Origin of the sequence: Streptomyces sp. S3(2020), assembly GCF_013044505.1 — a bacterium.
Classification (GTDB): Bacteria; Actinomycetota; Actinomycetes; order Streptomycetales; family Streptomycetaceae; genus Streptomyces.
The window spans coordinates 21,877-47,350 of record NZ_JABERD010000019.1; the positions used below are offsets into that span (position 1 = coordinate 21,877).

At 69.8% G+C, this 25,474-nt stretch carries 21 protein-coding genes; 15 read left to right on the top strand and 6 right to left on the bottom strand.

What is annotated here, in order from left to right:
• Positions 1–133: 133 nt before the first annotated feature.
• Genes HLK59_RS09260 through nuoN form a run of 14 tightly spaced genes read left to right on the top strand, consistent with a single transcriptional unit; the run spans position 134 to position 16,016 of the window.
• Positions 134–493: an NADH-quinone oxidoreductase subunit A gene (locus HLK59_RS09260; protein ID WP_046261007.1), complete on the top strand. Its 360-nt coding sequence runs from the start codon at positions 134–136 to the stop codon at positions 491–493.
• Positions 494–507: 14 nt separating this feature from the next.
• Complete coding sequence (locus HLK59_RS09265; RefSeq protein ID WP_171140816.1) at positions 508–1,062, top strand: NADH-quinone oxidoreductase subunit B; 555 nt, start codon at positions 508–510, stop codon at positions 1,060–1,062.
• On the top strand, positions 1,059–1,805 hold the full coding sequence (locus HLK59_RS09270; RefSeq protein ID WP_171140817.1) for an NADH-quinone oxidoreductase subunit C: 747 nt from the start codon (positions 1,059–1,061) through the stop codon (positions 1,803–1,805). The genes HLK59_RS09265 and HLK59_RS09270 overlap by 4 nt, the downstream gene beginning before the upstream one ends.
• On the top strand, positions 1,802–3,133 hold the full coding sequence (locus tag HLK59_RS09275; RefSeq protein ID WP_171140819.1) for an NADH-quinone oxidoreductase subunit D: 1,332 nt from the start codon (positions 1,802–1,804) through the stop codon (positions 3,131–3,133). Before HLK59_RS09270 ends, HLK59_RS09275 begins: the two co-directional genes overlap by 4 nt.
• Complete coding sequence (gene nuoE, locus HLK59_RS09280; protein ID WP_171140821.1) at positions 3,130–3,912, top strand: NADH-quinone oxidoreductase subunit NuoE; 783 nt, start codon at positions 3,130–3,132, stop codon at positions 3,910–3,912. Before HLK59_RS09275 ends, nuoE begins: the two co-directional genes overlap by 4 nt.
• The gene (nuoF, locus tag HLK59_RS09285; protein ID WP_171140823.1) at positions 3,909–5,258 is read left to right on the top strand and encodes an NADH-quinone oxidoreductase subunit NuoF; all 1,350 of its coding nucleotides are present in this window, start codon (positions 3,909–3,911) and stop codon (positions 5,256–5,258) included. The genes nuoE and nuoF overlap by 4 nt, the downstream gene beginning before the upstream one ends.
• Complete coding sequence (locus HLK59_RS09290) at positions 5,255–7,759, top strand: NADH-quinone oxidoreductase subunit G (RefSeq protein ID WP_171140824.1); 2,505 nt, start codon at positions 5,255–5,257, stop codon at positions 7,757–7,759. The genes nuoF and HLK59_RS09290 overlap by 4 nt, the downstream gene beginning before the upstream one ends.
• Positions 7,756–9,111, top strand: a complete 1,356-nt coding sequence (nuoH, locus tag HLK59_RS09295; RefSeq protein WP_171140826.1) for an NADH-quinone oxidoreductase subunit NuoH — start codon at positions 7,756–7,758, stop codon at positions 9,109–9,111. The genes HLK59_RS09290 and nuoH overlap by 4 nt, the downstream gene beginning before the upstream one ends.
• Positions 9,104–9,706: an NADH-quinone oxidoreductase subunit NuoI gene (gene nuoI, locus HLK59_RS09300; protein ID WP_171140828.1), complete on the top strand. Its 603-nt coding sequence runs from the start codon at positions 9,104–9,106 to the stop codon at positions 9,704–9,706. Before nuoH ends, nuoI begins: the two co-directional genes overlap by 8 nt.
• Positions 9,703–10,545, top strand: coding sequence for an NADH-quinone oxidoreductase subunit J (locus HLK59_RS09305; protein WP_171140829.1), 843 nt, complete (start codon positions 9,703–9,705; stop codon positions 10,543–10,545). The genes nuoI and HLK59_RS09305 overlap by 4 nt, the downstream gene beginning before the upstream one ends.
• Positions 10,542–10,841: an NADH-quinone oxidoreductase subunit NuoK gene (gene nuoK / locus HLK59_RS09310; RefSeq protein WP_003974374.1), complete on the top strand. Its 300-nt coding sequence runs from the start codon at positions 10,542–10,544 to the stop codon at positions 10,839–10,841. The genes HLK59_RS09305 and nuoK overlap by 4 nt, the downstream gene beginning before the upstream one ends.
• Positions 10,842–10,855: 14 nt before the next feature.
• Complete coding sequence (gene nuoL / locus HLK59_RS09315; protein ID WP_171140831.1) at positions 10,856–12,769, top strand: NADH-quinone oxidoreductase subunit L; 1,914 nt, start codon at positions 10,856–10,858, stop codon at positions 12,767–12,769.
• Between the two features lie 5 nt (positions 12,770–12,774).
• The gene (locus tag HLK59_RS09320) at positions 12,775–14,370 is read left to right on the top strand and encodes an NADH-quinone oxidoreductase subunit M (protein WP_171140832.1); all 1,596 of its coding nucleotides are present in this window, start codon (positions 12,775–12,777) and stop codon (positions 14,368–14,370) included.
• Complete coding sequence (gene nuoN / locus HLK59_RS09325; protein WP_171140833.1) at positions 14,367–16,016, top strand: NADH-quinone oxidoreductase subunit NuoN; 1,650 nt, start codon at positions 14,367–14,369, stop codon at positions 16,014–16,016. Before HLK59_RS09320 ends, nuoN begins: the two co-directional genes overlap by 4 nt.
• A 121-nt stretch (positions 16,017–16,137) precedes the next feature.
• Here the strand turns inward: nuoN and HLK59_RS09330 are convergent, their stop codons facing one another.
• On the bottom strand, positions 16,138–16,701 hold the full coding sequence (locus tag HLK59_RS09330; protein WP_171140834.1) for a hypothetical protein: 564 nt from the start codon (positions 16,699–16,701) through the stop codon (positions 16,138–16,140).
• A 242-nt stretch (positions 16,702–16,943) separates the two neighbouring features.
• On the opposite strand from HLK59_RS09330, the gene recQ reads away from it, so the two are divergent.
• A complete protein-coding gene (recQ, locus tag HLK59_RS09335; RefSeq protein ID WP_171140836.1) occupies positions 16,944–18,971 on the top strand; it encodes a DNA helicase RecQ in 2,028 nt (675 codons plus the stop codon).
• A gap of 85 nt (positions 18,972–19,056) precedes the next feature.
• Here recQ and HLK59_RS09340 read toward each other — a convergent pair whose 3' ends face one another.
• The 5 genes from HLK59_RS09340 to HLK59_RS09360 form a co-directional block, all read right to left on the bottom strand.
• Positions 19,057–21,879 (bottom strand): fumarate reductase/succinate dehydrogenase flavoprotein subunit, encoded by a 2,823-nt coding sequence (locus HLK59_RS09340; protein ID WP_171140837.1) that lies wholly within the window; start codon positions 21,877–21,879, stop codon positions 19,057–19,059.
• An 11-nt stretch (positions 21,880–21,890) separates the two neighbouring features.
• Entirely contained in the window at positions 21,891–22,712 is an 822-nt protein-coding gene (locus tag HLK59_RS09345) for an ABC transporter ATP-binding protein (protein ID WP_171140838.1), read from the bottom strand.
• Between the two features lie 94 nt (positions 22,713–22,806).
• On the bottom strand, positions 22,807–23,802 hold the full coding sequence (locus HLK59_RS09350) for an ABC transporter permease (RefSeq protein WP_346779679.1): 996 nt from the start codon (positions 23,800–23,802) through the stop codon (positions 22,807–22,809).
• Positions 23,799–25,157: an ABC transporter substrate-binding protein gene (locus HLK59_RS09355; protein WP_171140839.1), complete on the bottom strand. Its 1,359-nt coding sequence runs from the start codon at positions 25,155–25,157 to the stop codon at positions 23,799–23,801. The genes HLK59_RS09350 and HLK59_RS09355 overlap by 4 nt, the downstream gene beginning before the upstream one ends.
• A gap of 16 nt (positions 25,158–25,173) precedes the next feature.
• Positions 25,174–25,401, bottom strand: a complete 228-nt coding sequence (locus HLK59_RS09360; protein WP_010986276.1) for a ferredoxin family protein — start codon at positions 25,399–25,401, stop codon at positions 25,174–25,176.
• Positions 25,402–25,474: the final 73 nt, after the last annotated feature.

The following is a 25,474-nucleotide window of genomic DNA, read 5'->3' on the forward strand; positions in this document are numbered from 1 at the left end:
CAGTTGGGCTTGTGACCTGCTTCACATGTTCGCGATCTTCGCCGGGACGGGCGGGACTTGCGGGGCGCGTGAGACGGAAGCGAACTCAACGCCATCGCCAGCAGTCAGTGCCGACTGAGAGGAGCGAGGAGCGGTGAACGCGTATGCGCCCATCCTCGTACTGGGAGCCCTCGGGGCAGGCTTTGCGATCTTCTCCGTGGTCATGGCCACGCTGATCGGTCCGAAGCGGTACAACCGGGCCAGGCTCGACGCCTACGAGTGCGGGGTCGAACCAACCCCCACGCCGGCCGGTGGCGGGCGGTTCCCCATCAAGTACTACCTGACGGCGATGCTCTTCATCGTCTTCGACATCGAGATCGTCTTCCTCTACCCCTGGGCCGTCACCTTCGACGCCCTGGGTGTTTTCGGGCTCGTGGAGATGCTGCTCTTCGTGCTCACCGTCTTCGTCGCGTACGCGTACGTGTGGCGGCGCGGCGGCCTGGAATGGGACTGAGGGGCCTCTAACTCATGGGACTCGAAGAAAAGCTGCCGAGCGGCTTCCTGCTGACCACCGTCGAGCAGGCCGCGGGCTGGGTGCGCAAGGCGTCCGTCTTCCCGGCCACCTTCGGCCTCGCCTGCTGTGCCATCGAGATGATGACCACCGGCGCCGGACGCTACGACCTGGCCCGCTTCGGCATGGAGGTCTTCCGCGGCTCACCCCGCCAGGCCGACCTCATGATCGTCGCCGGCCGGGTCAGCCAGAAGATGGCCCCGGTGGTCAGGCAGGTCTACGACCAGATGGCGAACCCCAAGTGGGTCATCTCCATGGGGGTCTGCGCGTCCTCGGGCGGCATGTTCAACAACTACGCGGTCGTCCAGGGCGTCGACCACATCCTCCCCGTCGACATCTACCTCCCGGGCTGCCCGCCACGGCCCGAGATGCTGCTGGACGCCATCCTCAAGCTCCACGAGAAGATCCAGGGCGCCAAGCTCGGTGTGAACGCCGAGGAGGCGGCCCGCGAGGCGGAGGAAGCGGCGCTCAAGGCCCTGCCCATGATCGAGATGAAGGGGCTGCTGCGGTGAGCGACGCGAACGGTGCCGGCGACGGCGCGAACCCCGAGAAGGACCTCGGCACCTCCAACCTCCCCGGCCAGCGCGGCCAGGGCGGCGAGGAGATCCGCGTCCAGCGCGGCATGTTCGGTGCCGACAACGGCGGCGACACCTCCGGCTACGGCGGCCTGGTGCGCTCGGTCCGCCTGCCGGGCCCCGCGGCCCGCCCCTACGGAGGCTGGTTCGACGAGGTCGCCGACGAACTCGAGGGAGCACTGGAGGAACAGGGGCTCCTGCCCGACAACGCGATCGAGAAGACGGTCGTCGACCGCGGCGAGCTCACCTTCCACATCGAGCGCGAACACCTGCCGCGCGTCGCCCGCACCCTGCGCGACGACCCGGCCCTGCGCTTCGAGCTCTGTACCGGCGTCAGCGGGGTGCACTACCCGCACGACAAGGGCCGCGAGCTGCACGCCGTCTACCACCTGCGCTCGCTCACCCACAACCGGCTGATCCGCCTGGAGGTCAGCGCCCCGGACGCCGATCCGAAGATCCCGTCCCTGGTCTCCGTCTATCCGACCAACGACTGGCACGAGCGCGAGACCTACGACTTCTTCGGGATCGTCTTCGACGGTCACCCGGCCCTGACGCGGATCATGATGCCGGACGACTGGCAGGGCCACCCGCAGCGCAAGGACTACCCCCTCGGCGGCATCCCCGTCGAGTACAAGGGCGCCCAGATCCCGGCTCCGGACCAGCGGAGGTCGTACTCGTGAGCACGCAGTCAGCATCCGCCGCTTCGGCGCGCGAGACCACCGAGGGCACCGTATATACGGTCACCGGCGGCGACTGGGACGAGGTCGTCCAGTCCGCGGCCCGCGCCGACGACGAGCGCATCGTCGTCAACATGGGCCCGCAGCACCCCTCCACGCACGGAGTGCTCCGCCTGATCCTGGAGATCGACGGCGAGACGGTCACCGAGGCCCGCTGCGGCATCGGCTACCTCCACACCGGCATCGAGAAGAACCTCGAATTCCGCACGTGGACACAGGGCACCACCTATGTGACGCGCATGGACTACCTGACGTCCTTCTTCAACGAGGCCGCCTACTGTCTCGGCGTCGAGAAGCTCCTCGGCATCGAGGACCAGATCACCGAGCGCGCCAAGATCATCCGGGTGCTCCTGATGGAGCTGAACCGGCTCTCCTCGCACCTGGTGTGCATCGCCACCGGCGGTATGGAACTCGGCGCCACCACGATCATGATCTACGGATTCCGTGATCGTGAAATGATTCTCGACATCTACGAGCTCATCACGGGCCTGCGGATGAACCACGCGTACATCCGCCCCGGCGGACTCGCCCAGGACCTGCCGCCCGGCGCGGTGGACCACATCCGCGAGTTCGTGAAGAAGATGAAGAAGAACCTCCCGGAGTACGACAAGCTCGCCACCGGGAACCCCATCTTCAAGGCCCGTATGCAGGACATCGGCTATCTCGACCTGGCCGGCTGCATGGCCCTCGGCGTCACCGGCCCGATCCTGCGCTCCACCGGGCTGCCGTTCGACCTGCGCAAGGCACAGCCGTACTCCGGTTACGAGACCTACGACTTCGAGGTCCCGACCGCCGACACCTGCGACTCCTACGGACGCTTCCTGATCCGCATGGAGGAGATGCGCCAGTCCCTCAGGATCATCGAGCAGTGCCTGGACCGGCTCCAGCCGGGTCCGGTCATGGTCGCCGACAAGAAGATCGCCTGGCCCGCCCAGCTCGCCCTGGGCCCCGACGGGCTCGGCAACTCCCTGGACCACATCAAGAAGATCATGGGCACCTCCATGGAGGCCCTGATCCACCACTTCAAGCTGGTCACCGAGGGCTTCCGCGTGCCGCCGGGACAGGCGTACGCGGCCGTCGAGTCGCCCAAGGGCGAACTCGGGGTGCACGTCGTGTCCGACGGCGGCACCCGTCCCTACCGGGTCCACTTCCGTGAGCCGTCCTTCACCAACCTTCAGTCCATGGCGGCGATGTGTGAGGGCGGCCAGGTCGCCGACGTCATCGTCGCCGTCGCGTCCATCGACCCCGTGATGGGAGGCGTCGACCGGTGACCACCTCTTCCTCCGAGCAGGGCGTCAGCCTGGGCATGCCCGAACTGCCCGCGCCCGCCTACCCGGACGACGTTCGAGCCCGGCTGGAGGCGGACGCGCGCGAGGTCATCGCGCGCTACCCCGACTCCCGGTCCGCACTCCTTCCGCTGCTGCATCTCGTGCAGTCGGAGGAGGGCCATGTCACGCGCACCGGCATGCGGTTCTGCGCGGACGTGCTGGGCCTGACCACCGCCGAGGTCACCGCGGTCGCCACCTTCTACACCATGTACCGGCGCAGGCCGAGCGGTGACTACCAGGTGGGCGTCTGCACCAACACCCTCTGCGCGGTGATGGGCGGTGACGCGATCTTCGAGGAGCTCCAGGAGCACCTCGGCGTCGGCAACGGCGAGACCACCGAGGACGGCAAGGTCACGCTGGAGCACATCGAGTGCAACGCGGCCTGCGACTTCGCACCCGTCGTGATGGTCAACTGGGAGTTCTTCGACAACCAGACCCCCTCCAGCGCCAAGCACCTCGTCGACGACCTGCGTGCGGGCCGGACGGTCGAGCCCACGCGCGGGGCGCCGCTGTGCACCTTCAAGGAGACCGCGCGGATCCTCGCCGGCTTCCCCGACGAGCGGCCAGGGGCCGTCGAGGCGAGCGGCGGTGCGGGACCCGCGTCGCTGGTGGGCCTCCGCCTGGCCAGGGGTGAGGCCGCACCCGTGCGCGTGGTCCATCCGCGGACCGAGGAGCCAGAGGACCAGGCGCCCTCTGACCACATCGAGGAGGGGGAGGGATGACCTTGGCACCCGAGCTGAAAGACACCAGCCCCGAGAAGCTGCTCGCACCCGTGCTGTCGGCCTTCTGGGACGAGGACAAGTCCTGGTCGCTGGACGTCTATCGAAGGCACGAAGGATACGAGGGGCTCCGCAAGGCGCTCGCCATGTCGCCGGACGACCTGATCGCGTACGTCAAGGAATCAGGTCTGCGCGGCCGCGGTGGCGCGGGATTCCCCACGGGAATGAAATGGCAGTTCATTCCCCAGGGTGATGGAAAGCCGCACTATCTGGTTGTCAACGCCGACGAATCGGAACCCGGGACCTGTAAGGACATCCCGCTCCTCTTCGCGAACCCGCACAGCCTCATCGAGGGCATCGTCATCGCGTGTTATGCCATCAGGTCGTCGCATGCCTTCATCTATCTGCGGGGTGAAGTCGTCCCAGTACTGCGGCGGTTGCACGAGGCCGTGCGCGAGGCCCAGGAGGCGGGCTACCTCGGCGAGAACATCCTGGGCAGCGGGCTCGACCTGGAACTCACCGTGCACGCGGGCGCGGGCGCGTACATCTGCGGTGAGGAGACCGCACTGCTCGACTCGCTCGAAGGCCGCCGGGGTCAACCGCGGCTCCGTCCCCCTTTCCCTGCCGTCGCGGGCTTGTACGCGTGCCCGACTGTGGTGAACAACGTGGAGTCGATTGCGTCGGTTCCCGCGATCCTGCAAAAAGGAAAAGACTGGTTCAGGTCGATGGGCAGCGAGAAGTCCCCGGGCTTCACGCTCTACTCGCTCAGCGGCCATGTCGCCAGCCCCGGCCAGTTCGAGGCCCCGCTCGGCATCACGCTCCGCCAGCTCCTTGAGATGAGCGGCGGAATGCGGCCCGGGCACCGGCTGAAGTTCTGGACGCCGGGCGGCTCCTCGACGCCGATGTTCACCGACGAACACCTCGACGTCCCCCTCGACTACGAGGGAGTGGGAGCGGCCGGCTCCATGCTCGGCACCAAGGCCCTCCAGTGCTTCGACGAGACGACCTGCGTGGTCCGCGCCGTCACCCGCTGGACCGAGTTCTACGCCCACGAGTCCTGCGGCAAGTGCACACCCTGCCGCGAAGGCACCTACTGGCTCGTGCAGTTGCTGCGCGACATCGAGGCCGGCAAGGGCGTCATGTCCGACCTCGACAAGCTGAACGACATCGCCGACAACATCAACGGCAAGTCGTTCTGCGCCCTCGGCGACGGCGCCGCCTCGCCGATCTTCTCCTCGCTCAAGTACTTCCGCGAGGAGTACGAGCAGCACATCACGGGCCGCGGCTGCCCCTTCGACCCGGCCAAGTCGACGGTCTGGGCCGACTCCCGCACGGAGGTGAACGCATGACCGTGACCACCAACGCTCCCTCGGGAGGGGGAGAGGCGGCGGTCCCGCCGGAAGATCTCGTCTCGCTGACCATCGACGGCGCAGAGATCAGCGTGCCCAAGGGCACCCTGGTCATCCGCGCCGCCGAACAACTCGGCATCGAGATCCCCCGCTTCTGCGACCACCCCCTCCTCGACCCGGCCGGCGCCTGCCGCCAGTGCATCGTCGACGTCGAGGGCCAGCGCAAGCCGATGGCGTCCTGCACCATCACCTGCACCGACGGAATGGTGGTGAAGACCCACCTCACCTCGCCGGCCGCCGAGAAGGCCCAGCACGGTGTGATGGAGCTCCTCCTCATCAACCACCCGCTGGACTGCCCGGTCTGCGACAAGGGCGGCGAGTGCCCCCTCCAGAACCAGGCCATGTCGCACGGTCAGGCCGAGTCCCGCTTCGAGGGCAGGAAGCGGACGTACGAGAAGCCCGTGCCGATCTCCACACAGGTGCTGCTCGACCGCGAGCGGTGCGTGCTGTGCGCCCGCTGCACCCGCTTCTCCAACCAGGTCGCGGGCGACCCGATGATCGAACTGGTCGAGCGGGGCGCGCTCCAGCAGGTCGGCACCGGTGAGGGCGACCCCTTCGAGTCGTACTTCTCCGGCAACACCATCCAGATCTGCCCGGTCGGCGCGCTCACCTCGGCGGCATACCGCTTCCGCTCGCGCCCCTTCGACCTGGTGTCCACCCCGAGCGTCTGCGAGCACTGCTCCGGCGGCTGTGCCACGCGCACCGACCACCGGCGCGGCAAGGTCATGCGCAAGCTCGCGGCCAACGACCCCGAGGTCAACGAGGAGTGGATCTGCGACAAGGGGCGGTTCGGCTTCCGGTACGCGCAGCAGCGCGACCGCCTGGAGACGCCCCTGGTGCGCAACGCCGAGGGTGTCCTGGAGCCCGCTTCCTGGCCCGAGGCCCTGGAGGCGGCCGCACAGGGACTCGCCGCGGCCCGCTCGCGGACCGGAGTCCTCACCGGTGGCCGGCTCACCATCGAGGACGCCTACGCGTACAGCAAGTTCACGCGCGTGGCGCTCGACACCAACGACATCGACTTCCGCGCACGCGTGCACAGCGGCGAGGAGACCGACTTCCTCGCCGCGCGGATCGCCGGACGCGGCCGCGACCTCGACGGCACGGGTGTCACGTACACCACGCTGGAGAAGGCGCCCGCCGTCCTGCTGGTCGGGTTCGAGGCCGAGGAGGAGGCGCCCGGCGTCTTCCTGAGGCTGCGCAAGGCCTGGCGCAAGCACGGGCAGAAGGTGTTCGCCCTGGCCACGCACGCGACGCGTGGTCTGGAGAAGGCCGGCGGCACGCTGCTCCCCGCCGCTCCCGGCACCGAGGCCGAGTGGCTGGACGCACTCGCGGGCGGGGTCGGCCTGGAGGGCGACGGGGCTCGGGCCGCCGAGGCGCTGCGCTCCGAGGGCGCGGTACTCGTCGTCGGTGAGCGGCTGGCCGCCGTGGCGGGCGGACTGACCGCCGCCGTACGGGCCGCGTCCGCGACCGGCGCGCAGCTGGTGTGGATCCCGCGCAGGGCGGGCGAGCGCGGTGCCGTCGAGGCGGGCGCGCTGCCGTCGCTGCTGCCGGGCGGACGTCCGGCGACCGACCCACGCGCGCGTGAGGAGGTCGCCACGGCCTGGGGTGTCGCCGAACTCCCGCACCGCTACGGCCGCGACACCAGCCAGATCGTCGAGGCCGCCGCCACCGGAGAGCTCCGGGCGCTGGTCGTCGCGGGCGTCGAGGTCGCCGACCTCCCGGACCCGGCACGCGCGCGTGAAGCACTTCACGAGGTCGGCTTCCTGGTCTCGCTGGAGCTGCGGCCCAGCGAGGTCACCGAGCACGCGGACGTGGTCCTGCCGGTCGCCGCGGTCGCCGAGAAGGCCGGCACCTTCCTCAACTGGGAAGGCCGGGTGCGCTTCTTCGAGACCGCGCTCAAGCCCGAGCAGATGACCCGACGCCTCGCGCCCACCGACGCGCGTGTGCTCCAGATGCTGGCCGACGCCATGGACGTCCACCTGGGTCTGCCGGACCTGCGGACCGTGCGCGGCGAGATCGACCGGCTCGGCGCCTGGGACGGACCGCGCGCCACCGAACCCCTCGAAACCGGCGCCCAGTTGCCGAGGCCGGCCGCCGGGGAGGCCGTCCTCGCCGGGCACCGGCTGCTGCTCGACCAGGGCCGCCTCCAGGAGGGCGACGAGGCACTCGCCGGGACGCGGCACGCGGCCCGCGCGCGTGTGTCGGCCGCGACCGCCGCCGAGGCCGGGGTCAAGGACGGCGATGTCCTCGCCGTGACCGGTCCCGCCGGAGCCGTCGAACTCCCGCTGCGGATCACCGAGATGCCCGACCGCGTGGTCTGGCTCCCGCTGAACTCCGCGGGCGCGGGAGTCGCCTCCGACGCCGGTGTGGTGCCCGGCTCACTCGTCCGCATCGGCCCGGCGACGCTCGCCGCCGAAGCCCCCAAGGAGGTGGAGGCATGAGTCCGTACCTCGCCGCTGAAGACCTCTCGCTGTTCGGCACCGACCCCTGGTGGCTGGTCGTCCTCAAGGCGGTCTTCTGCTTCGCCTTCGTGGTGCTGTCGGTGCTGATCGCCATCGTCTGGGAACGCAAGGTCGTCGCCTGGATGCAGCTGCGCATCGGCCCCAACCGCAACGGCCCCTGGGGTCTGCTCCAGTCGCTCGCCGACGGCGTCAAACTGATGCTCAAGGAAGACCTCGTCGTCAAGCGCGCCGACAAGGTCGTCTACATCCTCGCGCCGATCGTCATGACCGTGCCGGCCTTCATGGCCATCGCGGTGATCCCCTTCGGCCCGGCCGGCAACGAGATCTCGATCTTCGGCCACCGCACCACGATGCAGCTCACCGACCTGCCGATCGCGATGCTCTACATCCTCGCGGTCGCCTCCGTGGGCATCTACGGCCTCGTCCTCGCCGGATGGAGCTCCGGATCGACGTACCCGCTGCTCGGCGGCCTGCGCTCCTGCGCGCAGATGATCTCGTACGAGATCGCCATGGGCGCGGCGTTCGCCTCCGTGTTCCTCTACTCGGGCTCGATGTCGACGTCCACGATCGTCGAGCAGCAGCAGGACCGCTGGTACGTCCTGTTGCTGCCGGTCTCGTTCGTCCTCTACATCGTCACGATGATCGGCGAGACCAACCGCGCCCCCTTCGACATGCCGGAGTCCGAGGGCGACCTGGTCGGCGGCTTCAACACCGAGTACACGTCCATCAAGTTCGCGCTGTTCATGCTCGCCGAGTACGCGAACATGATCACCGTCTCGGCCGTGGCGACCACGCTGTTCCTCGGCGGCTGGCGGGCCCCCTGGCCGATCAGCACCTTCTGGGAGGGCGCGAACCACGGCTGGTGGCCGATGCTCTGGTTCGTCCTCAAGGTCCAGGCGTTCCTCTTCATGTTCATCTGGGTGCGCGCCTCGCTCCCACGGGTCCGCTACGACCAGCTGATGAAGCTCGGCTGGAAGGTCCTCATCCCGGTCTCCGTGGTGTGGCTGATGCTCGTCGCGACCGTGCGGACCCTGCGCAACGAGAACTACGACTTCGCCGACATCGCCCTCTACGTCGGCGGCGGCGTCCTGCTGCTCCTGCTCCTGTCCTTCGTCGTGGACATGTTCCGCGGGAAGCCGAAGGAGGAGCCCGCCCCGGCCGTCGCCTTCGACCCGATGGCCGGCGGATTCCCCGTACCGCCGCTGCCCGGACAGGAGTTGCCACCCGCGCCGAGGCGCCGCCCGCGCCGGGAGCGGGAGCTGATTGTCAGTGGTGGGCCCGATACTCAGAGTGACGGATCTCTGGATGGAAAGGAGGCGTCCGATGGCTGAGGAGTCCAAGGGGACCGAGCCCGGTTTCCAGAACCCCGTGGCCGGCTTCGGCGTGACCTTCAAGGCCATGTTCAAGAAGCGGCTGACCGAGCAGTACCCCGAGCAGCAGAAGACCACCGCTCCCCGTTTCCACGGACGGCACCAGCTCAACCGCCATCCGGACGGCCTGGAGAAGTGCGTCGGCTGCGAGCTGTGCGCCTGGGCCTGCCCCGCCGACGCGATCTACGTCGAGGGCGCGGACAACACGGACGAGGAGCGCTACTCGCCGGGCGAGCGGTACGGGCGCGTCTACCAGATCAACTACGCCCGCTGCATCCTGTGCGGCCTGTGCATCGAGGCGTGCCCCACGCGCGCGCTGACGATGACCAACGAGTTCGAGCTCGCCGACTCCAGCCGCGCCAACCTCATCTACACCAAGGAGCAGCTGCTCGCCGGGCTGGAGGAGGGCATGGTCGACTCGCCCCACTCGATCTTCCCGGGGACCGACGAACAGGACTACTACCGGGGCCTGGTGACGGAAGCCGCGCCCGGCACGGTCCAGCAGGTCGCCGTCTCCAAGGGTGAGAAGCCAGAGGAAGAGGAGGTCGGCGCATGAGCACGCAGCTCGCCGCCTACTCCACCTCCACCGGCGAGGCCTTCCAGTTCTGGGTGCTCGGCACCGTCGCGGTGATCGGCGCCCTGTGCACCGTCTTCATGAAGAAGGCCGTGCACAGCGCACTCTGTCTCGCCGGCACCATGATCATCCTGGCGGTGTTCTACCTCGCCAACGGCGCCTACTTCCTGGGCGTCGTCCAGATCATCGTCTACACCGGCGCGATCATGATGCTGTTCCTCTTCGTGGTGATGCTCGTCGGCGTCACGGCCGCGGACTCCCTGAAGGAGACCATCAAGGGCCAGCGCTGGCTGGCCCTTCTCTGCGGGCTCGGCTTCGGCATCCTGCTGGTCGCCGGCATCGGCAACGCCTCCCTGACGGAGTTCAACGGGATGGCGCAGGCCAACGCCAACGGCAATGTGGAGGGCCTCGCCACCCACATCTTCACCAATTACGTGTTCGCCTTCGAGATCACCGGCGCCCTGCTGATCACGGCCACCGTCGGCGCCATGCTGCTCACCCACCGCGAGCGCACCGAGCGAGCCAAGACCCAGCGTGAACTGTCCGAGCAGCGCGTCCGCGAGGGCAAGCACCTTCCGCCGCTGCCCGCGCCCGGTGTGTACGCCCGGCACAACGCCGTGGACATCGCGGGCCTGCTGCCCGACGGCACCCCCTCCGAACTCACCGTCAACAAGACGCTGCGCGAGCGCGGCCAGATCCGTGACGTCTCGACCGAGGCGCTCAACGATCTGCGCGCACTGGAGCAGCGCGCCGAGGATCGCCTGGAGCGGACCGACGTGGAACCGGCGAACCTCAAGCGGGCCGAGGAGGCGTCGAAGTGAACCCCGTCAACTACCTCTATCTCGCGGCCCTGTTGTTCACGATCGGCGCCACCGGTGTGCTGATCAGGCGCAACGCGATCGTCGTGTTCATGTGCATCGAGCTCATGCTCAACGCCTGCAACCTCGCGTTCGTCGCCTTCTCCCGGATGCACGGCAACCTCGACGGCCAGATCATCGCGTTCTTCACGATGGTCGTCGCCGCCGCGGAGGTCGTGGTCGGGCTCGCGATCATCGTGTCCCTGTTCCGCTCCCGCCACTCGGCCTCGGTCGACGACGCCAGCCTGATGAAGCTCTGAGGGGTCGCTGAATCGTGGAGAACCTGATTGCGCTGCTGGTGGCGGCGCCTCTGCTCGGAGCGGCCGTACTGCTGTGCGGCGGCCGGCGGCTCGATGCCGTCGGCCACTGGATCGGCACGGCCCTCGCGGCCGCCTCCTTCCTGATCGGTGCCGTCCTCTTCGCCGACCTGCTCGGCAAGGACGCCGAACACCGGACCCTGACGAGCCACCTGTTCAGCTGGGTCCCGGTCGAGGGCTTCCAGGCGGACATCGCCTTCCGCCTCGACCAGCTGTCGATGACGTTCGTGCTGCTGATCACCGGCGTCGGCTCGCTGATCCACCTGTACTCGATCGGGTACATGGAGCACGACGAGCGCCGCCGCCGCTTCTTCGGCTATCTGAACCTGTTCCTCGCGGCGATGCTGCTGCTCGTCCTCGCCGACAACTACCTTCTGCTGTACGTCGGCTGGGAGGGCGTCGGTCTCGCCTCCTACCTGCTGATCGGCTTCTGGCAGCACAAGCCCAGCGCCGCCACCGCCGCGAAGAAGGCCTTCCTGGTCAACCGCGTCGGCGACGTGGGCCTGTCGATCGCCATCATGCTGATGTTCACGACGTTCGGGACCTTCGCCTTCGGCCCGGTCCTCGGCACCCACGAGGAGCCGGGCGCGGTCAGCGGCGCCGGCGAGGCCACCCTCACCGGCATCGCCCTGATGCTGCTGCTCGCCGCCTGCGGCAAGTCCGCCCAGGTGCCGCTCCAGTCCTGGCTCGGGGACGCGATGGAGGGCCCGACCCCGGTCTCGGCCCTCATCCACGCCGCGACCATGGTGACCGCGGGCGTCTACCTGATCGTCCGCTCCGCCAACATCTTCAACCTCGCGCCCGACGCACAGCTGGTCGTCACCATCGTCGGTGCCGTCACGCTCCTGTTCGGTGCGATCGTCGGTTGCGCGAAGGACGACATCAAGAAGGCGCTGGCCGGCTCGACCATGTCGCAGATCGGCTACATGGTGCTGGCCGCGGGCCTCGGCCCCATCGGCTACGTCTTCGCGATCATGCACCTGGTGACGCACGGCTTCTTCAAGGCCGGGCTGTTCCTCGGCGCCGGTTCGGTCATGCACGGCATGAACGACGAGGTCGACATGAGGAAGTACGGCGGCCTCAGGAAGTACATGCCGGTCACCTTCGTCACCTTCGGCCTCGGCTACCTCGCGATCATCGGCTTCCCGGGACTGTCCGGCTTCTTCTCCAAGGACAAGATCATCGAGGCGGCCTTCGCCAAGGGCGGCACCGAGGGCTGGATCCTCGGCGGTTGCGCCCTGCTGGGCGCGGCCATCACGGCGTACTACATGACGCGCGTGATGCTGATGACGTTCTTCGGCGAGAAGCGCTGGCAGCCGGACGCCGAGGGCCACGAGCCGCACCCGCACGAGTCGCCGAAGTCGATGACGATCCCGATGATCGTGCTGGCCTTCGGATCGGTCTTCGCGGGCGGCCTGTTCAGCATCGGTGACCGCTTCATGCACTGGCTGGAGCCCATCACCGGGCACGACCACGGCGACGCGCCGATCAGCGCCACGACGGTCACGGCCGCCACGGTCGCCGTGATGGTCATCGGCGTCACCTTCGCCTACCTCCAGTACGGCCGCCGCCCGGTCCCGGTCGTCGCCCCGCGCGGATCGCTGCTCACCCGGGCCGCCCGACGCGACCTGCTCCAGGACGACTTCAACCACGTCGTCCTGGTCCGCGGCGGCGAGCACCTCACGCGGTCCCTGGTGTACGTCGACCACACCCTGGTCGACGGAGTGGTCAACGGCACGGCGGCCTCGGTCGGCGGCCTCTCCGGACGGCTGCGCAAGCTGCAGAACGGCTACGCGCGGTCGTACGCGGTCTCGATGTTCGGCGGTGCGGCAGTGCTGATCGCCGCGACCCTGCTGATGAGGGCGGTCTGATACCGATGTCCTTTCCTCTGCTGACAGCGACGGCGGCGCTCCCGGCGATCGGGGCGATCGCCACGGCTGCCGTACCGGCCGCCCGGCGCACCGCAGCCAAATGGCTCGCGCTGCTCGTCTCGCTCGCCACACTCGTGCTCGCGGCGATCGTCCTGGTCCGCTTCGACCCGGACGGCGACCGCTACCAGCTCACCGAATCCCACTGGTGGATCAAGGACTTCGGGGTCCGCTACGAACTGGGCGTGGACGGCATCGGGGTGGCGCTCATCGCGCTGACCGCACTGCTGATCCCGTTCATCATCCTCGCGGGCTGGCACGACGCCGACCCGTTGGAGACCGGCGCTGCATCACTTAGCAGCTTCGCTGCGGGCAGGTGGCGGCCGACTCAGGGCTTCTTCGCCCTGATCCTGGCCGTCGAGGCGATGGTGATCATCTCCTTCGAGGCCACCGACGTCTTCCTGTTCTACATCTTCTTCGAAGCCATGCTGATCCCGATGTACTTCCTCATCGGCGGCTTCGGGGACCGGGCCCACGAGCACGGCGAGGAGACGGCGTCCACGCAACGGTCGTACGCCGCCGTGAAGTTCCTCCTCTACAACCTCGTCGGCGGTCTGATCATGCTGGCCGCGGTGATCGGCCTGTACGTGGTCGCGGGCAACTTCAGCCTCCAGGAGATCGCCGAGGCGCGGGCCAACGGCTCGCTCGACATGGCGACCAACACCGAACGCTGGCTGTTCCTCGGCTTCTTCTTCGCCTTCGCGGTGAAGGCCCCGCTGTGGCCGCTGCACACCTGGCTGCCCAACGCGATGGGGGAGGCCACCGCCCCGGTCGCCGTCCTCATCACGGCCGTCGTCGACAAGGTCGGCACCTTCGCGATGCTCCGCTTCTGCCTCCAGCTGTTCCCGGAGGCCAGCAAGTGGGCGACGCCCGCGATCCTCGTCCTGGCGGTGATCAGCATCATCTACGGCGCGCTGCTCGCCGTCGGCCAGCGGGACATCAAGCGGCTGGTGGCGTACGCGTCGATCTCGCACTTCGGCTTCATCATCATGGGCATCTTCGCGATGACCAGCCAGGGCCAGTCCGGCGCGACGCTCTACATGGTCAACCACGGTATTTCCACGGCCGCGTTGATGCTGGTCGCCGGGTTCCTGATCTCGCGGCGCGGGTCGCGGCTCATCGCCGACTACGGCGGGGTGCAGAAGGTGGCACCGGTGCTCGCCGGCACGTTCCTGATCGGCGGTCTGGCGACGCTCTCGCTGCCGGGTCTGGCGCCCTTCGTGAGTGAGTTCCTGGTCCTGGTCGGCACGTTCGCGCGCTACCCGGTGATCGGGATCATCGCCACCTTCGGCATCGTGCTCGCCGCGCTCTACACCCTCGTCCTCTACCAGCGGACGATGACGGGCCCGGTGAAACCCGAGGTCGCGGAGATGCCCGACCTCAGGGTGCGTGAACTCGTGGTGGTCGCGCCGCTCGTCGTACTGCTGATCTTCCTGGGCGTCTACCCGAAGCCCGTCACGGACATCGTCAACCCGGCGGTCAAGGCGACCATGTCCGACGTACAGAAGAAGGACCCCCAGCCCGAGGTGGAGGCGGCCAAGTGAGCGCTACAGCCGTCCACAGCCTGTGGACAACCGCGGCCGACCCGATCTCCAAGATCGATACGCCGAAGATCGAATACGGACAATTGTCACCCACGCTGATCGTCGTCGGTGCGGCGATCATCGGAGTGCTGATCGAGGCGGCGGTACCGCGCAAGCAGCGGTACTACGCCCAGGTGTTCGTCTCCGCCGTGGCGCTGATCTCGGCCTTCGCCGCGGTCGTCGCGCTCGCGACGAACGGATACGCCACCACCAAGGCGGGCATCGTCGCGATGGGCGCGATCGCCGTCGACGGGCCCGCGCTCTTCCTTCAGGGCACGATCCTGCTGGCGGGCCTGGTCGGCCTGTTCACCTTCGCCGAACGCCGCCTGGATCCGGTGGAGCACGGGAAGCAGGTCGACTCCTTCGCCGCACAGGCCGCCTCCGTGCCGGGCAGCGACAGCGAGAAGGCCGCGGTGAAGGCCGGGTTCACCACCACCGAGGTGTTCCCGCTGCTGCTGTTCGCCGTCGCCGGCATGCTGATCTTCCCGGCGGCCAACGACCTGCTGACACTGTTCATCGCGCTGGAAGTCTTCTCGCTGCCGCTGTACCTGATGTGCGCCCTGGCCCGCCGCAAGCGGCTCATGTCGCAGGAGGCCGCGGTCAAGTACTTCCTGCTCGGCGCCTTCGCCTCCGCGTTCACCCTGTTCGGCATCGCACTGCTGTACGGGTACGCGGGCTCGGTGTCCTACGCGACCATCGCGCAGGTCGTCGACGGCACGGTCACGAACGTCGACCCGGCGCTCGCGGACACCATGGGCAACGACGCGCTGCTGCTGATCGGCGCCGCGATGATCGTGATGGGCCTGCTGTTCAAGGTCGGCGCGGTCCCGTTCCACATGTGGACGCCGGACGTGTACCAGGGCGCTCCGACTCCGCTGACCGGGTTCATGGCGGCGGCGACCAAGGTGGCCGCGTTCGGCGCGCTGCTGCGGATCCTGTACGTCGTCCTGCCGGGCCTGCGCTGGGACTGGCGGCCGGTCATGTGGGGCGTCGCGATCGTCACCATGCTCGGCGGTGCGATCGTCGCGATCACCCAGACCGACATCAAGCGACTGCTGGCGTACTCGTCGATCGCGCACGCGGGCTTCATCCTCGCGGGCGTCATCGCGACCACGCCGGACGGTATCTCGTCCGTCCTCTTCTACCTGGCGGCGTACTCGTTCGTCACGATCGGCGCGTTCGCGGTGGTGACCCTGGTGCGCGATGCCGGTGGCGAGGCCACCCATCTGTCCAAGTGGGCCGGTCTCGGCCGTCGTTCGCCCCTCGTGGCCGCCGTGTTCGCGGTGTTCCTGCTGGCCTTCGCCGGCATTCCGCTGACCTCCGGGTTCGCCGGGAAGTTCGCCGTGTTCAAGGCGGCGGCGGAAGGCGGCGCGGCGCCGCTGGTCGTGGTCGGTGTGATCTCGTCGGCTATCGCGGCGTTCTTCTACATCCGCGTCATCGTGCTGATGTTCTTCAGCGAGCCGCGGCCCGACGGCCCCACGGTCGCCGTGCCGTCGCCGCTGACGATGGCGGCGATCGGGGTCGGCGTGGCGGTCACGCTGGTGCTCGGTGTGGCGCCGCAGTACTTCCTGGACCTGGCGAACCAGGCGGGAGTGTTCGTTCGCTGACCAGCGGTGCCTGTATCTGCGGGCCTGTGGTGCTTGCGGGCCTGCGGTGCCTGTGGTGCCTGCGGTGCTTTTGCGGTGGCCCCGGTTCCCCTTCGTGGGAGCCGGGGCCACCGCGCTGTGCTCAGGACGTCCAGAGGGCGTCGAGGTCGGTCACCCAGTCGGGCACGGCAGCGGTGGTGGTCGCCGGCGCCGGAGCGGCGGAGCACTGCACGGTGGGGTTCAAGGCCGCGAAGAGCCCGTCGGGGTTGTTCTTGTAGATCCACGCGTGCAGCGTGTAGTAGCCGGCCAGCGCGGTGCTGCTGAACGTCTCGCCGAACAGCACCGGCGCGGCCTGGCCCGTGTTCTTGACGATCCACTCCACCCCGACCAGATCGCGGTCGTCCGCGTCGGAGCCGCCTTCGTACAGCAGGGCCTCCGGTTTGGCGGGGTCGACGACGGCGTCGGCGAGGTACTCCGCGTTGACGTAGTGGTAGCCCATCTCGGGCACGCAGTCGTTGGTGCGGGCCCAGCCGTCCGGCGGGGCGAGCGGCTCGTAGGAGTACTTGCCGGTGGTCGTGTACGCCGGGACCAGATCCACCCAGGCGAGGGGGTCGGGCTCGGGCGCCGCCTGTGCGGGGGCGGCGGTCAGGGAGAGAGCGCCGGCTATCGCCATGGTGATGGCGGCCTTGAGGGGCCGAGAGGACATGATGGGGCTCCTTGAAGCGGAAGAGGCGCGCGCTCCTGTGGGACACGCCGTCCAGAGAGGGACGGGCCTCCCCTGCCCGCCCGAGCAGCATGTCCCGGTGACCACGACCGCGCCATGTGACGGAGTCCATTCGTATGAGCGCGCAGAGTGACGGGGCGGGCCTGTGGATAACTCCGGCATTGTCGGTGCGGACCCCTATCGTGGACGCAGTGGTCGAGGGACCACGTACGGGGGACAGGGCTATGCGCGGGATGGGTGGGATCAGCGAGATGCCAAGGGTGACCGAGGTGGCAGGGACGGCCGAGAGCGAGGCGCTGGCCACGCTGCACCGGGTCTTCGGGTACGAGGCCTTCCGTGGTGAACAGGGCGAGGTCATCGAGCATGTGGTCGCGGGCGGCGACGCCGTGGTCCTCATGCCGACCGGCGGCGGCAAGTCGCTGTGCTACCAGATCCCGTCGCTGGTCAGACCCGGTACAGGCATCGTGGTCTCGCCGCTCATCGCGCTGATGCAGGACCAGGTGGACGCGCTGCGGGCGCTCGGTGTGCGCGCCGGGTTCGTGAACTCCACGCAGGACTTCGACGAGCGCCGGGTGGTGGAGGCGGAGTTCCTGGCGGGCGAGCTGGACCTGCTCTACCTGGCGCCGGAGCGACTGCGGCTCGATTCCACGCTGGACCTGCTCTCGCGCGGCAAGATCTCGGTCTTCGCGATCGACGAGGCGCACTGCGTGTCCCAGTGGGGCCACGACTTCCGCCCCGACTATCTGTCCCTGTCCCTGCTCGGCGAGCGCTGGCCGGACGTCCCGAGGATCGCGCTGACCGCGACGGCCACGCACGCGACCCACCAGGAGATCACCCAGCGGCTGAACATGCCGACGGCCCGGCACTTCGTCGCGAGCTTCGACCGGCCCAACATCCAGTACCGGATCGTGCCCAAGGCCGACCCGAAGAAGCAGCTGCTGAGCTTCCTGCGGCAGGAACACGAGGGCGACGCGGGCATCGTGTACTGCCTCTCGCGCAACTCCGTGGAGAAGACGGCGGAGTTCCTGAGCAAGAACGGCATCGAGGCCGTGCCCTACCACGCGGGGCTCGACGCGGGCACCCGCGCGGCCCACCAGTCGCGGTTCCTCCGCGAGGAGGGCCTGGTCGTGTGCGCGACCATCGCCTTCGGCATGGGCATCGACAAGCCGGACGTCCGCTTCGTCGCCCACCTCGACCTGCCCAAGTCGGTCGAGGGCTACTACCAGGAGACCGGTCGCGCCGGACGTGACGGAATGCCGTCGACGGCCTGGATGGCCTACGGACTCAACGACGTCATACAACAGCGCAAGCTGATCCAGTCGGGCGAGGGCGACGAGGCGTTCCGACGCCGGGCCGCCTCCCATCTGGACGCGATGCTGGCGCTGTGCGAGACGGCCCAGTGCCGGCGCGGGCAGTTGCTGAACTACTTCGGCCAGGAGCCGGACCTCCAGGGCTGCGGCAACTGCGACACCTGCCTCACTCCGCCGGAGACCATGGACGGCACGGTCGCCGCGCAGAAGGTGCTGTCGACGGTGGTGCGGCTCCAGCGCGAGCGCGGTCAGAAGTTCGGCGCGGTGCAGATCATCGACATCCTGCTCGGCAAGCGCACCGGCAAGGTCATCCAGTTCGACCACGACCAGCTGTCCGTGTTCGGCATCGGCGAGGACCTGTCCGAGGGCGAATGGCGAGGTGTCGTCCGTCAGTTGCTGGCGCAGGGACTGCTCGCTGTCGAGGGGGAGTACGGCACGCTGGTGCTGACCGAGGCGAGCGGCTCGGTGCTGCGGCGGGAACGCGACGTGCCGCTGCGCAAGGAGCCGAAGAAGCCGGCCTCCGCGAAGGCCGCCGGGTCCTCTTCCGGGCGGGGCGAGCGCAAGGCGAAGGCCGCGGCGGTGGAGCTGCCCGAGTCGCTGGTACCGGCCTTCGAGGCGCTGCGGGCGTGGCGGGGCGAGCAGGCGCGGGAGCAGGGCGTTCCGGCGTACGTGATCTTCCACGACGCCACGCTCAGGGAGATCGTGACCGTCTGGCCGACGTCGGTGGCGCAGCTCGGGACGGTCGGCGGGGTCGGCGAGAAGAAGCTGGTGACGTACGGGGAGGGTGTGCTGGCGGTCCTGGCCGGGCTCGGCGACGGCGGTCCGGCCGCGGGGGTGCCGGGTCCGCAGGGCGATGTGGATGCGGGTGCGGATCTGGGTGCGGATCCGGGTGCGGACGACTGGCCCGAGATGGACGAGGAGCCGGAGCCCGACTGGACCTAGGGAAGGTCGGGGGCGCCGGCTCCGGCGCCGGAACGGATACGGGCTCCGGCGCCGGAACTCTCACGGACCTCTCCGCCGGTCCCCGTCACAGGGCTCGGGTCGCATACGCCCTGACGTCCGCGTCCGGGTCGGCCGTCGCCGTGGCCAGGGCCGCGCGGGCGTCCGCGGTGGCCGTGTGGCGGGTCAGGGACAGGACCGTGGCCTTGCGGACGTCGGCGTTCTGGTCGGCGAGGGCCTTGGCGAGGGCGGGGACGGCGATATCCGGGTCCGCCGCGGACAGTGCGGTCGCGGCTCCGGAGCGGACCTGCCAGGCGGGGTCGGTGAGGGCGGTCACCGCGCGGACGGCGAGCGGCTCGGGGCAGCCGGTGGTGCCCAGTGCGGCGTAGGCGGCGGCGCGCACCAAGGCGTCGGTGTCCTCGGTGAGTTCGGCGAGCGCGGTGACGACTGCCGCGACCGGGGGTGTAGTCGACACCGTTGCCAGGGCCTTGGCGATGGTGACCCGGACCTCGCGGGACGGGTCGGCCGCCGCTGCGTGGGCGAGTTGCTCCGCGGCGTCGACCGAGACGAGGGCGCGTACCGCCTCGATGCGGACGGCGATGTCGGAGTCCGCCAGCGAGCCGGCGAACAGCTCCTTGTCGCCCAGCCGCAGGGCGCGCAGGACGTCGAGGGCGGCGGCGCGGACGACCGGGTCGGGCTCGGCGAGGGCGTTGGCGAGGCCGTCGCGGAGCGCGGGTCCGGGCGGGAGCGTCTCGACGAGCTCACGCAGTGAGGCCGCGGCGGCGGCGCGTACCTCGGCGGCGGGGTCGCGCAGCGCTTCGGCCAGGGCGGGGCCGGTGCCGGGTGGCAGCGCCTCGGTCAGGACGGCCACGGCCTCGCGCCGCACGGCGGACTCGGGGTCGGTCAAGTACGGCTGAAGGGCGTCCAGTTCGGGTTGCTCATCGGCCTCGGCGAGGGCGACGAGTGCGAGGAGGCGGGCGGAGACCCCGGGGAGCGGGGCGGCTGCGACGGAACCCGCAGGCTCCGGCTGCCCGGGGTCATCGGCCCCGGCCGACACGACGGCGCCGGCCGACACCAGGGCTCCGGCCGGCGCCAGGGCCTCGGCGGCCACCGGCGCGCGGTCCCTGGAACCGGCCGTCGCCACGTCCTCCGGATGCACCTCGCCCAGGTGCCGGGAGGGGCCGCCCGTCGGGGTGAACTCCTCGACGGGGACCAGATAGGGAGCCACGGGACGCGCCGTGAACTCCATCGTGCCGGAGGGGGACTTGTGCAGGTCGAGGTGGTGGAACCAGGAGGCGTCGTCGCGCTGGGGGTGGTCGAGACGGTCGTGGTAGAGGCCCCAGCGGGACTCCGTGCGGGCCAGGGACGCGCGCGCGGCCATCTCCGCGCAGTCGCGGATGAAGGAGACCTCGGCGCAGCGCATCAGTTCGTGCGGAGTGCGGGCGCCCATCTCCGCGATGTCGGTGCGCATCCGCTCGAAGGCCTCCAGGGCGAGCGAGAGTCGGGCACCGGACTTCGGCGGGGCGACATAGTCGTTCACGAACCGGCGCAGCTTGTACTCGACCTGGGGCTGCGGCGGGCCGTCCGGGTTGCGCAGCGGACGGTAGATCAGCTCATGCGCCTCGCGGAGCTGGTCCGGCGGCAACTCCCCTTCGTACGGCGTGTACCGGGACGCGTCCGCGCCCGCCAGGTCGCCGAAGACGAAGGCGCCGATCATGTAGTTGTGCGGGACACAGGCGAGGTCGCCGGCGGCGTACAGACGGGGAACGGTCGTACGGGCGTGGTCGTCCACCCGTACCCCCGAGGCCGAATGCCCGCCGCACAGGCCGATCTCGGAGATGTGCATCTCGATGTCGTGGGTGCGGTAGTCGTGGCCGCGGCCGGAGTGGAAGGTACCGCGCGACGGGCGTTCCGTGGAGTGCAGGATCGACTCCAGCGCCGATATCGACTCCTCCGGCAGATGGCTCAGCTTCAGGTACACCGGACCCCGGTCCGAGGCCACCTCCGCCGCGAACTCCGCCATCATCTGCCCCGACCAGTAGTCGGAGTCGACGAAGCGCTCGCCGTGCCGGTTGACCTGGTAGCCGCCGAAGGGATTGGCGACGTAGGCGCAGGCGGGGCCGTTGTAGTCCTTGATCAGCGGATTGATCTGGAAGCACTCGATGCCGGTGAGTTCGGCGCCCGCGTGGTACGCCATCGCGTAGCCGTCGCCCGCGTTCGTCGGGTTCTCGTACGTGCCGTACAGGTAGCCGGAGGCCGGCAGACCCAGGCGGCCGCAGGGGCCGGTCGCGAGGATGACGGCGCCCGCGCGGACCGTCACGAAGGCGCCCGTGCGGGTGTTGAAGCCGACCGCGCCCACGGCCCGCCCCTCAGCCGTCAGCACCCGGACCGGCATCACCCGGTTCTCGATACGGATCCGCTCCCGCATCTCGCGCCGCCGCAGCTGCCGGTACAGGACCTTCTTGACGTCCTTGCCCTCCGGCATGGGCAACACGTAGGAGCCGGAGCGGTGGACCTGGCGGACCGCGTACTCGCCGTGCTCGTCCTTCTCGAACTTCACGCCGTAGGACTCCAGCCGCTGCACCATGGCGAAGCCGCGGGTGGCGGTCTGGCGGACGGTGGACTGGTCGACGATGCCGTCGTTGGCGCGGGTGATCTCGGCGACGTAGTCGTCGGGTTCGGCACGGCCCGGGACGACCGCGTTGTTGACGCCGTCCATGCCCATGGCGAGGGCGCCGGAGTGCCGGACGTGGGCCTTCTCCAGAAGGATCACGTCGGCGCCGTGCTCGGCGGCGGTCAGGGCGGCCATGGTGCCGGCGGTGCCGCCGCCGATGACGAGGACGTCGCAGCTCAGCTCCTCCGCGTCGGTGAGTGCGGGGATCTCCAGGGGGGTGTTCACGGAGGCGGTCACCAGAGGGCCTTTCAGGTACCGAGCGAGGTGAGGACTTCGCGCCGCAGGGCCAGGCGCGCGGGATCTTCGTGTGCCGTGCGGTCACGCGGGCGGGGTATCTCGCGTACGGCGGTGAGGCGGCCGGCCCCGAGGAGGGCCACGCGGTCGCCGAGGAACAGGGCCTCGTCCACGTCGTGGGTGACGAAGACGACGGTCGCGCCCGTGCCCCGCAGCACCTCCACGAGCAGGTCCTGCATGCCGGCGCGGGTCTGGGCGTCGAGCGCGCCGAAGGGTTCGTCCATCAGGACGGCGCGGGGCGTTCCCGCGAGGGCCCTGGCCAGCTGGGCGCGCTGGCGTTGCCCGCCGGAGACGCGGTGCGGCAGATGCCGGGCCCGGTCGGCGAGTCCCACGCGGTCCAGCCAGGACGCGGCCTGCGCCCGGCGTTCGGTGCGGGGCACCCCCTTGATGGCGAGGGGGAGTTCGACGTTGGCCCGCAGGGTGCGCCAGGGCAGGAGGGCGTCCTCCTGGAAGACCAGGGCGCGGTCCGCCGCCGGCGCGGTGATCGGGTGGCCGTCCTGCTCCACGGTTCCGTCGAGCGGGGGCAGCAGGCCGGCGAGGGTGCGCAGCAGGGTCGACTTGCCGCAGCCGGAGGAGCCGACGACGGTCAGGATCTCACCGGGCGCGATGTCCAGGTCGACACCGGACACCGCGGGGGCGCCGGGGCGTCCGAGGCCGGCGGCGGTGAGGGTGAGGCGGGTGCCGCGGTGGGGGGCGGTCGCTTGGCCGGTGGTGTCGGCGCTGATGCCGGTGGCGTCGGTCGGGCCGGAAGCTGTCGAGGTCGGGGCGGTTGTCATGGCCGTCCCCGATGCCTGCGTGGCTGCGCCCGTCGAAGCGGCCTCCCCGGAATCCCTGGAATCCTCCGAGACCCCACCCGCCGTCCCGGTCGTCTCAGACGAGGTGCTCATCACGTGCCTCCTCGGTCCTGGAGTCGAACCCCTTGTCCTTGGGCCTGTCGTGCACGGACCCCTCCTCCACGACCCCGATGTCCACGGCCGCCCCTGCGCGCAGGGGAGCCGACGGCACCGCCCCGGCGCCCCGCACGGATCGCGCGGACCGCGGCCGGGGCCCCGCGCCCACGTCGTACGACGTCCGCGGCAGCCACCGCGTCAGCCGCCGCCCCAGTGCCTCCACCGCCGTGGAGGTCAGCCAGCCGAGGATGCCGATCGTGACCATGCCGACGAAGACGCCGGGGTAGTCGACGACCGTGTAGTCCTGCCAGGTGCGGTAGCCGACGCCGTACTGGCCGGAGATCATCTCGGCGGAGATCACGCAGATCCACGAGACGCCGATACCGACCGACAGGCCGCCGAAGATGCCCGGCAGCGCGCCCGGCAGGACCACCGAGGCGAGGATGCGCGCCCGCCCGCCGCCCATCGTCAGCACCGCCTCCTCCCACGCGGGCGTGAGCGCGCGGACCGCGTGCCGGGTGGAGACCAGGACCGGGAAGAACGCGGCGGTGAAGGTGATGAAGACGATGCCCTGCTCGTTGGAGGGGAACAGGAGGATCGCGACCGGGACGAGGGCGATCGCCGGGATCGGGCGGACCACTTCGAGGACCGGTCCGAGCAGGTCCTCGGCGAGACGGGAGCGCGCCACGAGCACGCCCGTCGCCACGCCGAGCACCGCGGCGAGCAGGAACCCGCTCAGGATGCGGGTGAGGCTGTCGGTGAGGTCGGTCCAGTAGTCGGGCCCGGACAGCCGGTCGGCGAAGGCGCGGGCGACGTCGGCGACCGTGGGGAACTGCGAGAACCGCAGCCACAGATCGATGTCCAGGCTGGTCAGCAGCTGCCACACACCGAGGGCGGCGGTGAGCGCGCCGGCCCGCAGGACGAGTCGGCCGGCCCGGCGCGGATACCGGGGCGCCCGCCGCGCGTACCCGCTCACGAGGCCCGCGCCAGCGCGGTGGCGTAGGTGACCACGCGGGCGCCACCGTGTCCGGCGACGTACTCCTGCGCGGTCGCCGGGGTGACGAACGGCAGCAGCTTCTCGCCGTCGGCCACCCAGACCGCCTTGTCGGCGAACCACAGGGTGCCGGTGGTGGCGTCGGGGACGTACGCGGCGCGGATGCCGGACTTGTGCTTCGCGACGTAGGCCAGCAGTTCGGCCGGGGTCTTGAAGGTGCGGGTCCCGGAGGCGGGGGTCCCGGAGGCGCCCTTGGGCCAGACCTCGCTGGCGGCGGCCGGGGGAGTCGCGGTGAGCCGCTTCGCGTAGTCCGTGCCCAGGGCCTTCTTGACGTACTGGTCGTCGACGAAGGCGTCCACGTCCACGTCGCCGGTCAGCTTGGCCGACTTCAGGATCGAGACGTCGTCCTTCAGGGCGGAGATCAGCTGGGGCTTGATCGCCGGGTCGAAGGTGGAGATGCCGTGGGCGCCGTTGTAGAGGTAGACGACCTCGGCGGGCAGGCCGGTGGCCTCGGCGACCTTCTCGGCGGCGGCCACGGGGTGGTCGTTCAGATAGTCCGTGGCCTCGGCCTGGGCCTTGAGGAAGGCCTCCAGGACGGCCGGGCGCTCCTTGGCGAAGTCCTCGCGGGCGGTGACGCCGTGGAAGGTGGGGAGGTTCAGCCGGGCACCGTCGTAGAGGGCCTTCGCCTTGCCCTGGTAGGCGAGCAGGCCGGGCCAGGCGACGAACTGGGAGAGGGCGTCCGCGCTGCCGGCGGAGAGGGCGGAGGCGCCGACCGCGGGCTGCTGGTTGAGCTTCTCGATGCCCTGGTCGGGGTCGATGCCGGCCCGCTGGAGGGCGCGGACGAGGGTGCCGTCGGCGGCCGATCCGATGCTGGTCGACACCTTCTTGCCCTTGAGGTCCGCGAGGGAGGCCAGCTTCGAGTCCGGGGCGGTGACGATCGTGTTGAGGCCGCCGCGGAGGTTGTAGCCGGTGACGGAGACCAGGTGCGTCGGCTTGCCGAGCTGCTTGCCGCGGGCCGCGTTGATGAGGAGCGGGAAGTCGCCCATCGAGCCGATGTCGATCTTCCCGGCGGTCATCTGGGCGGTGATCGGGGCGCCGGTGGCGTAGTCCTGCCAGTCGACCTTGTACGTCTTGCCGTCACCCAGCGAGTTCAGCTGTTTCTCGAAGTAGCCGAGGGAGCGCAGCAGGGTGCCGGCGGTGACGGTGTTGATGGTCTTGGACTGGTAGCCGACGGTGACGGTCACCGTGGAGCCGTCGCCCGCCCGGGCGCTGCCGCCGCAGGCCGTCAGGGGCGCGAGCAGGAGCACCAGCGAAGCGGCGATTGCCTTGTGTTTCATGGGAGTCGGGGACCTTTCACCGGAGCAGATAGGGCATGTTGACCGTGACGGCTCCGGTGGGACAGCGGGCCGCGCACGGGCCGCAGTACCAGCACTCGTCGACGTGCATGTAGGCCTTGCCGTTGCTCTCGTCGATGGCGAGGGAGTCCAGCGGGCACATGTCCACACAGAGCGTGCAGCCGTCGATGCACTTCGACTCGTCGATGGTCACGGGCACGTCGGCCCGCTGGGGCGCCAAGGGCATGGCTGTCTCCAGAGATGTCCTGAGATTTCCCGCGCGGAAGTGAACCGCGCCGGGTCTGCCGAACGATGAAGAG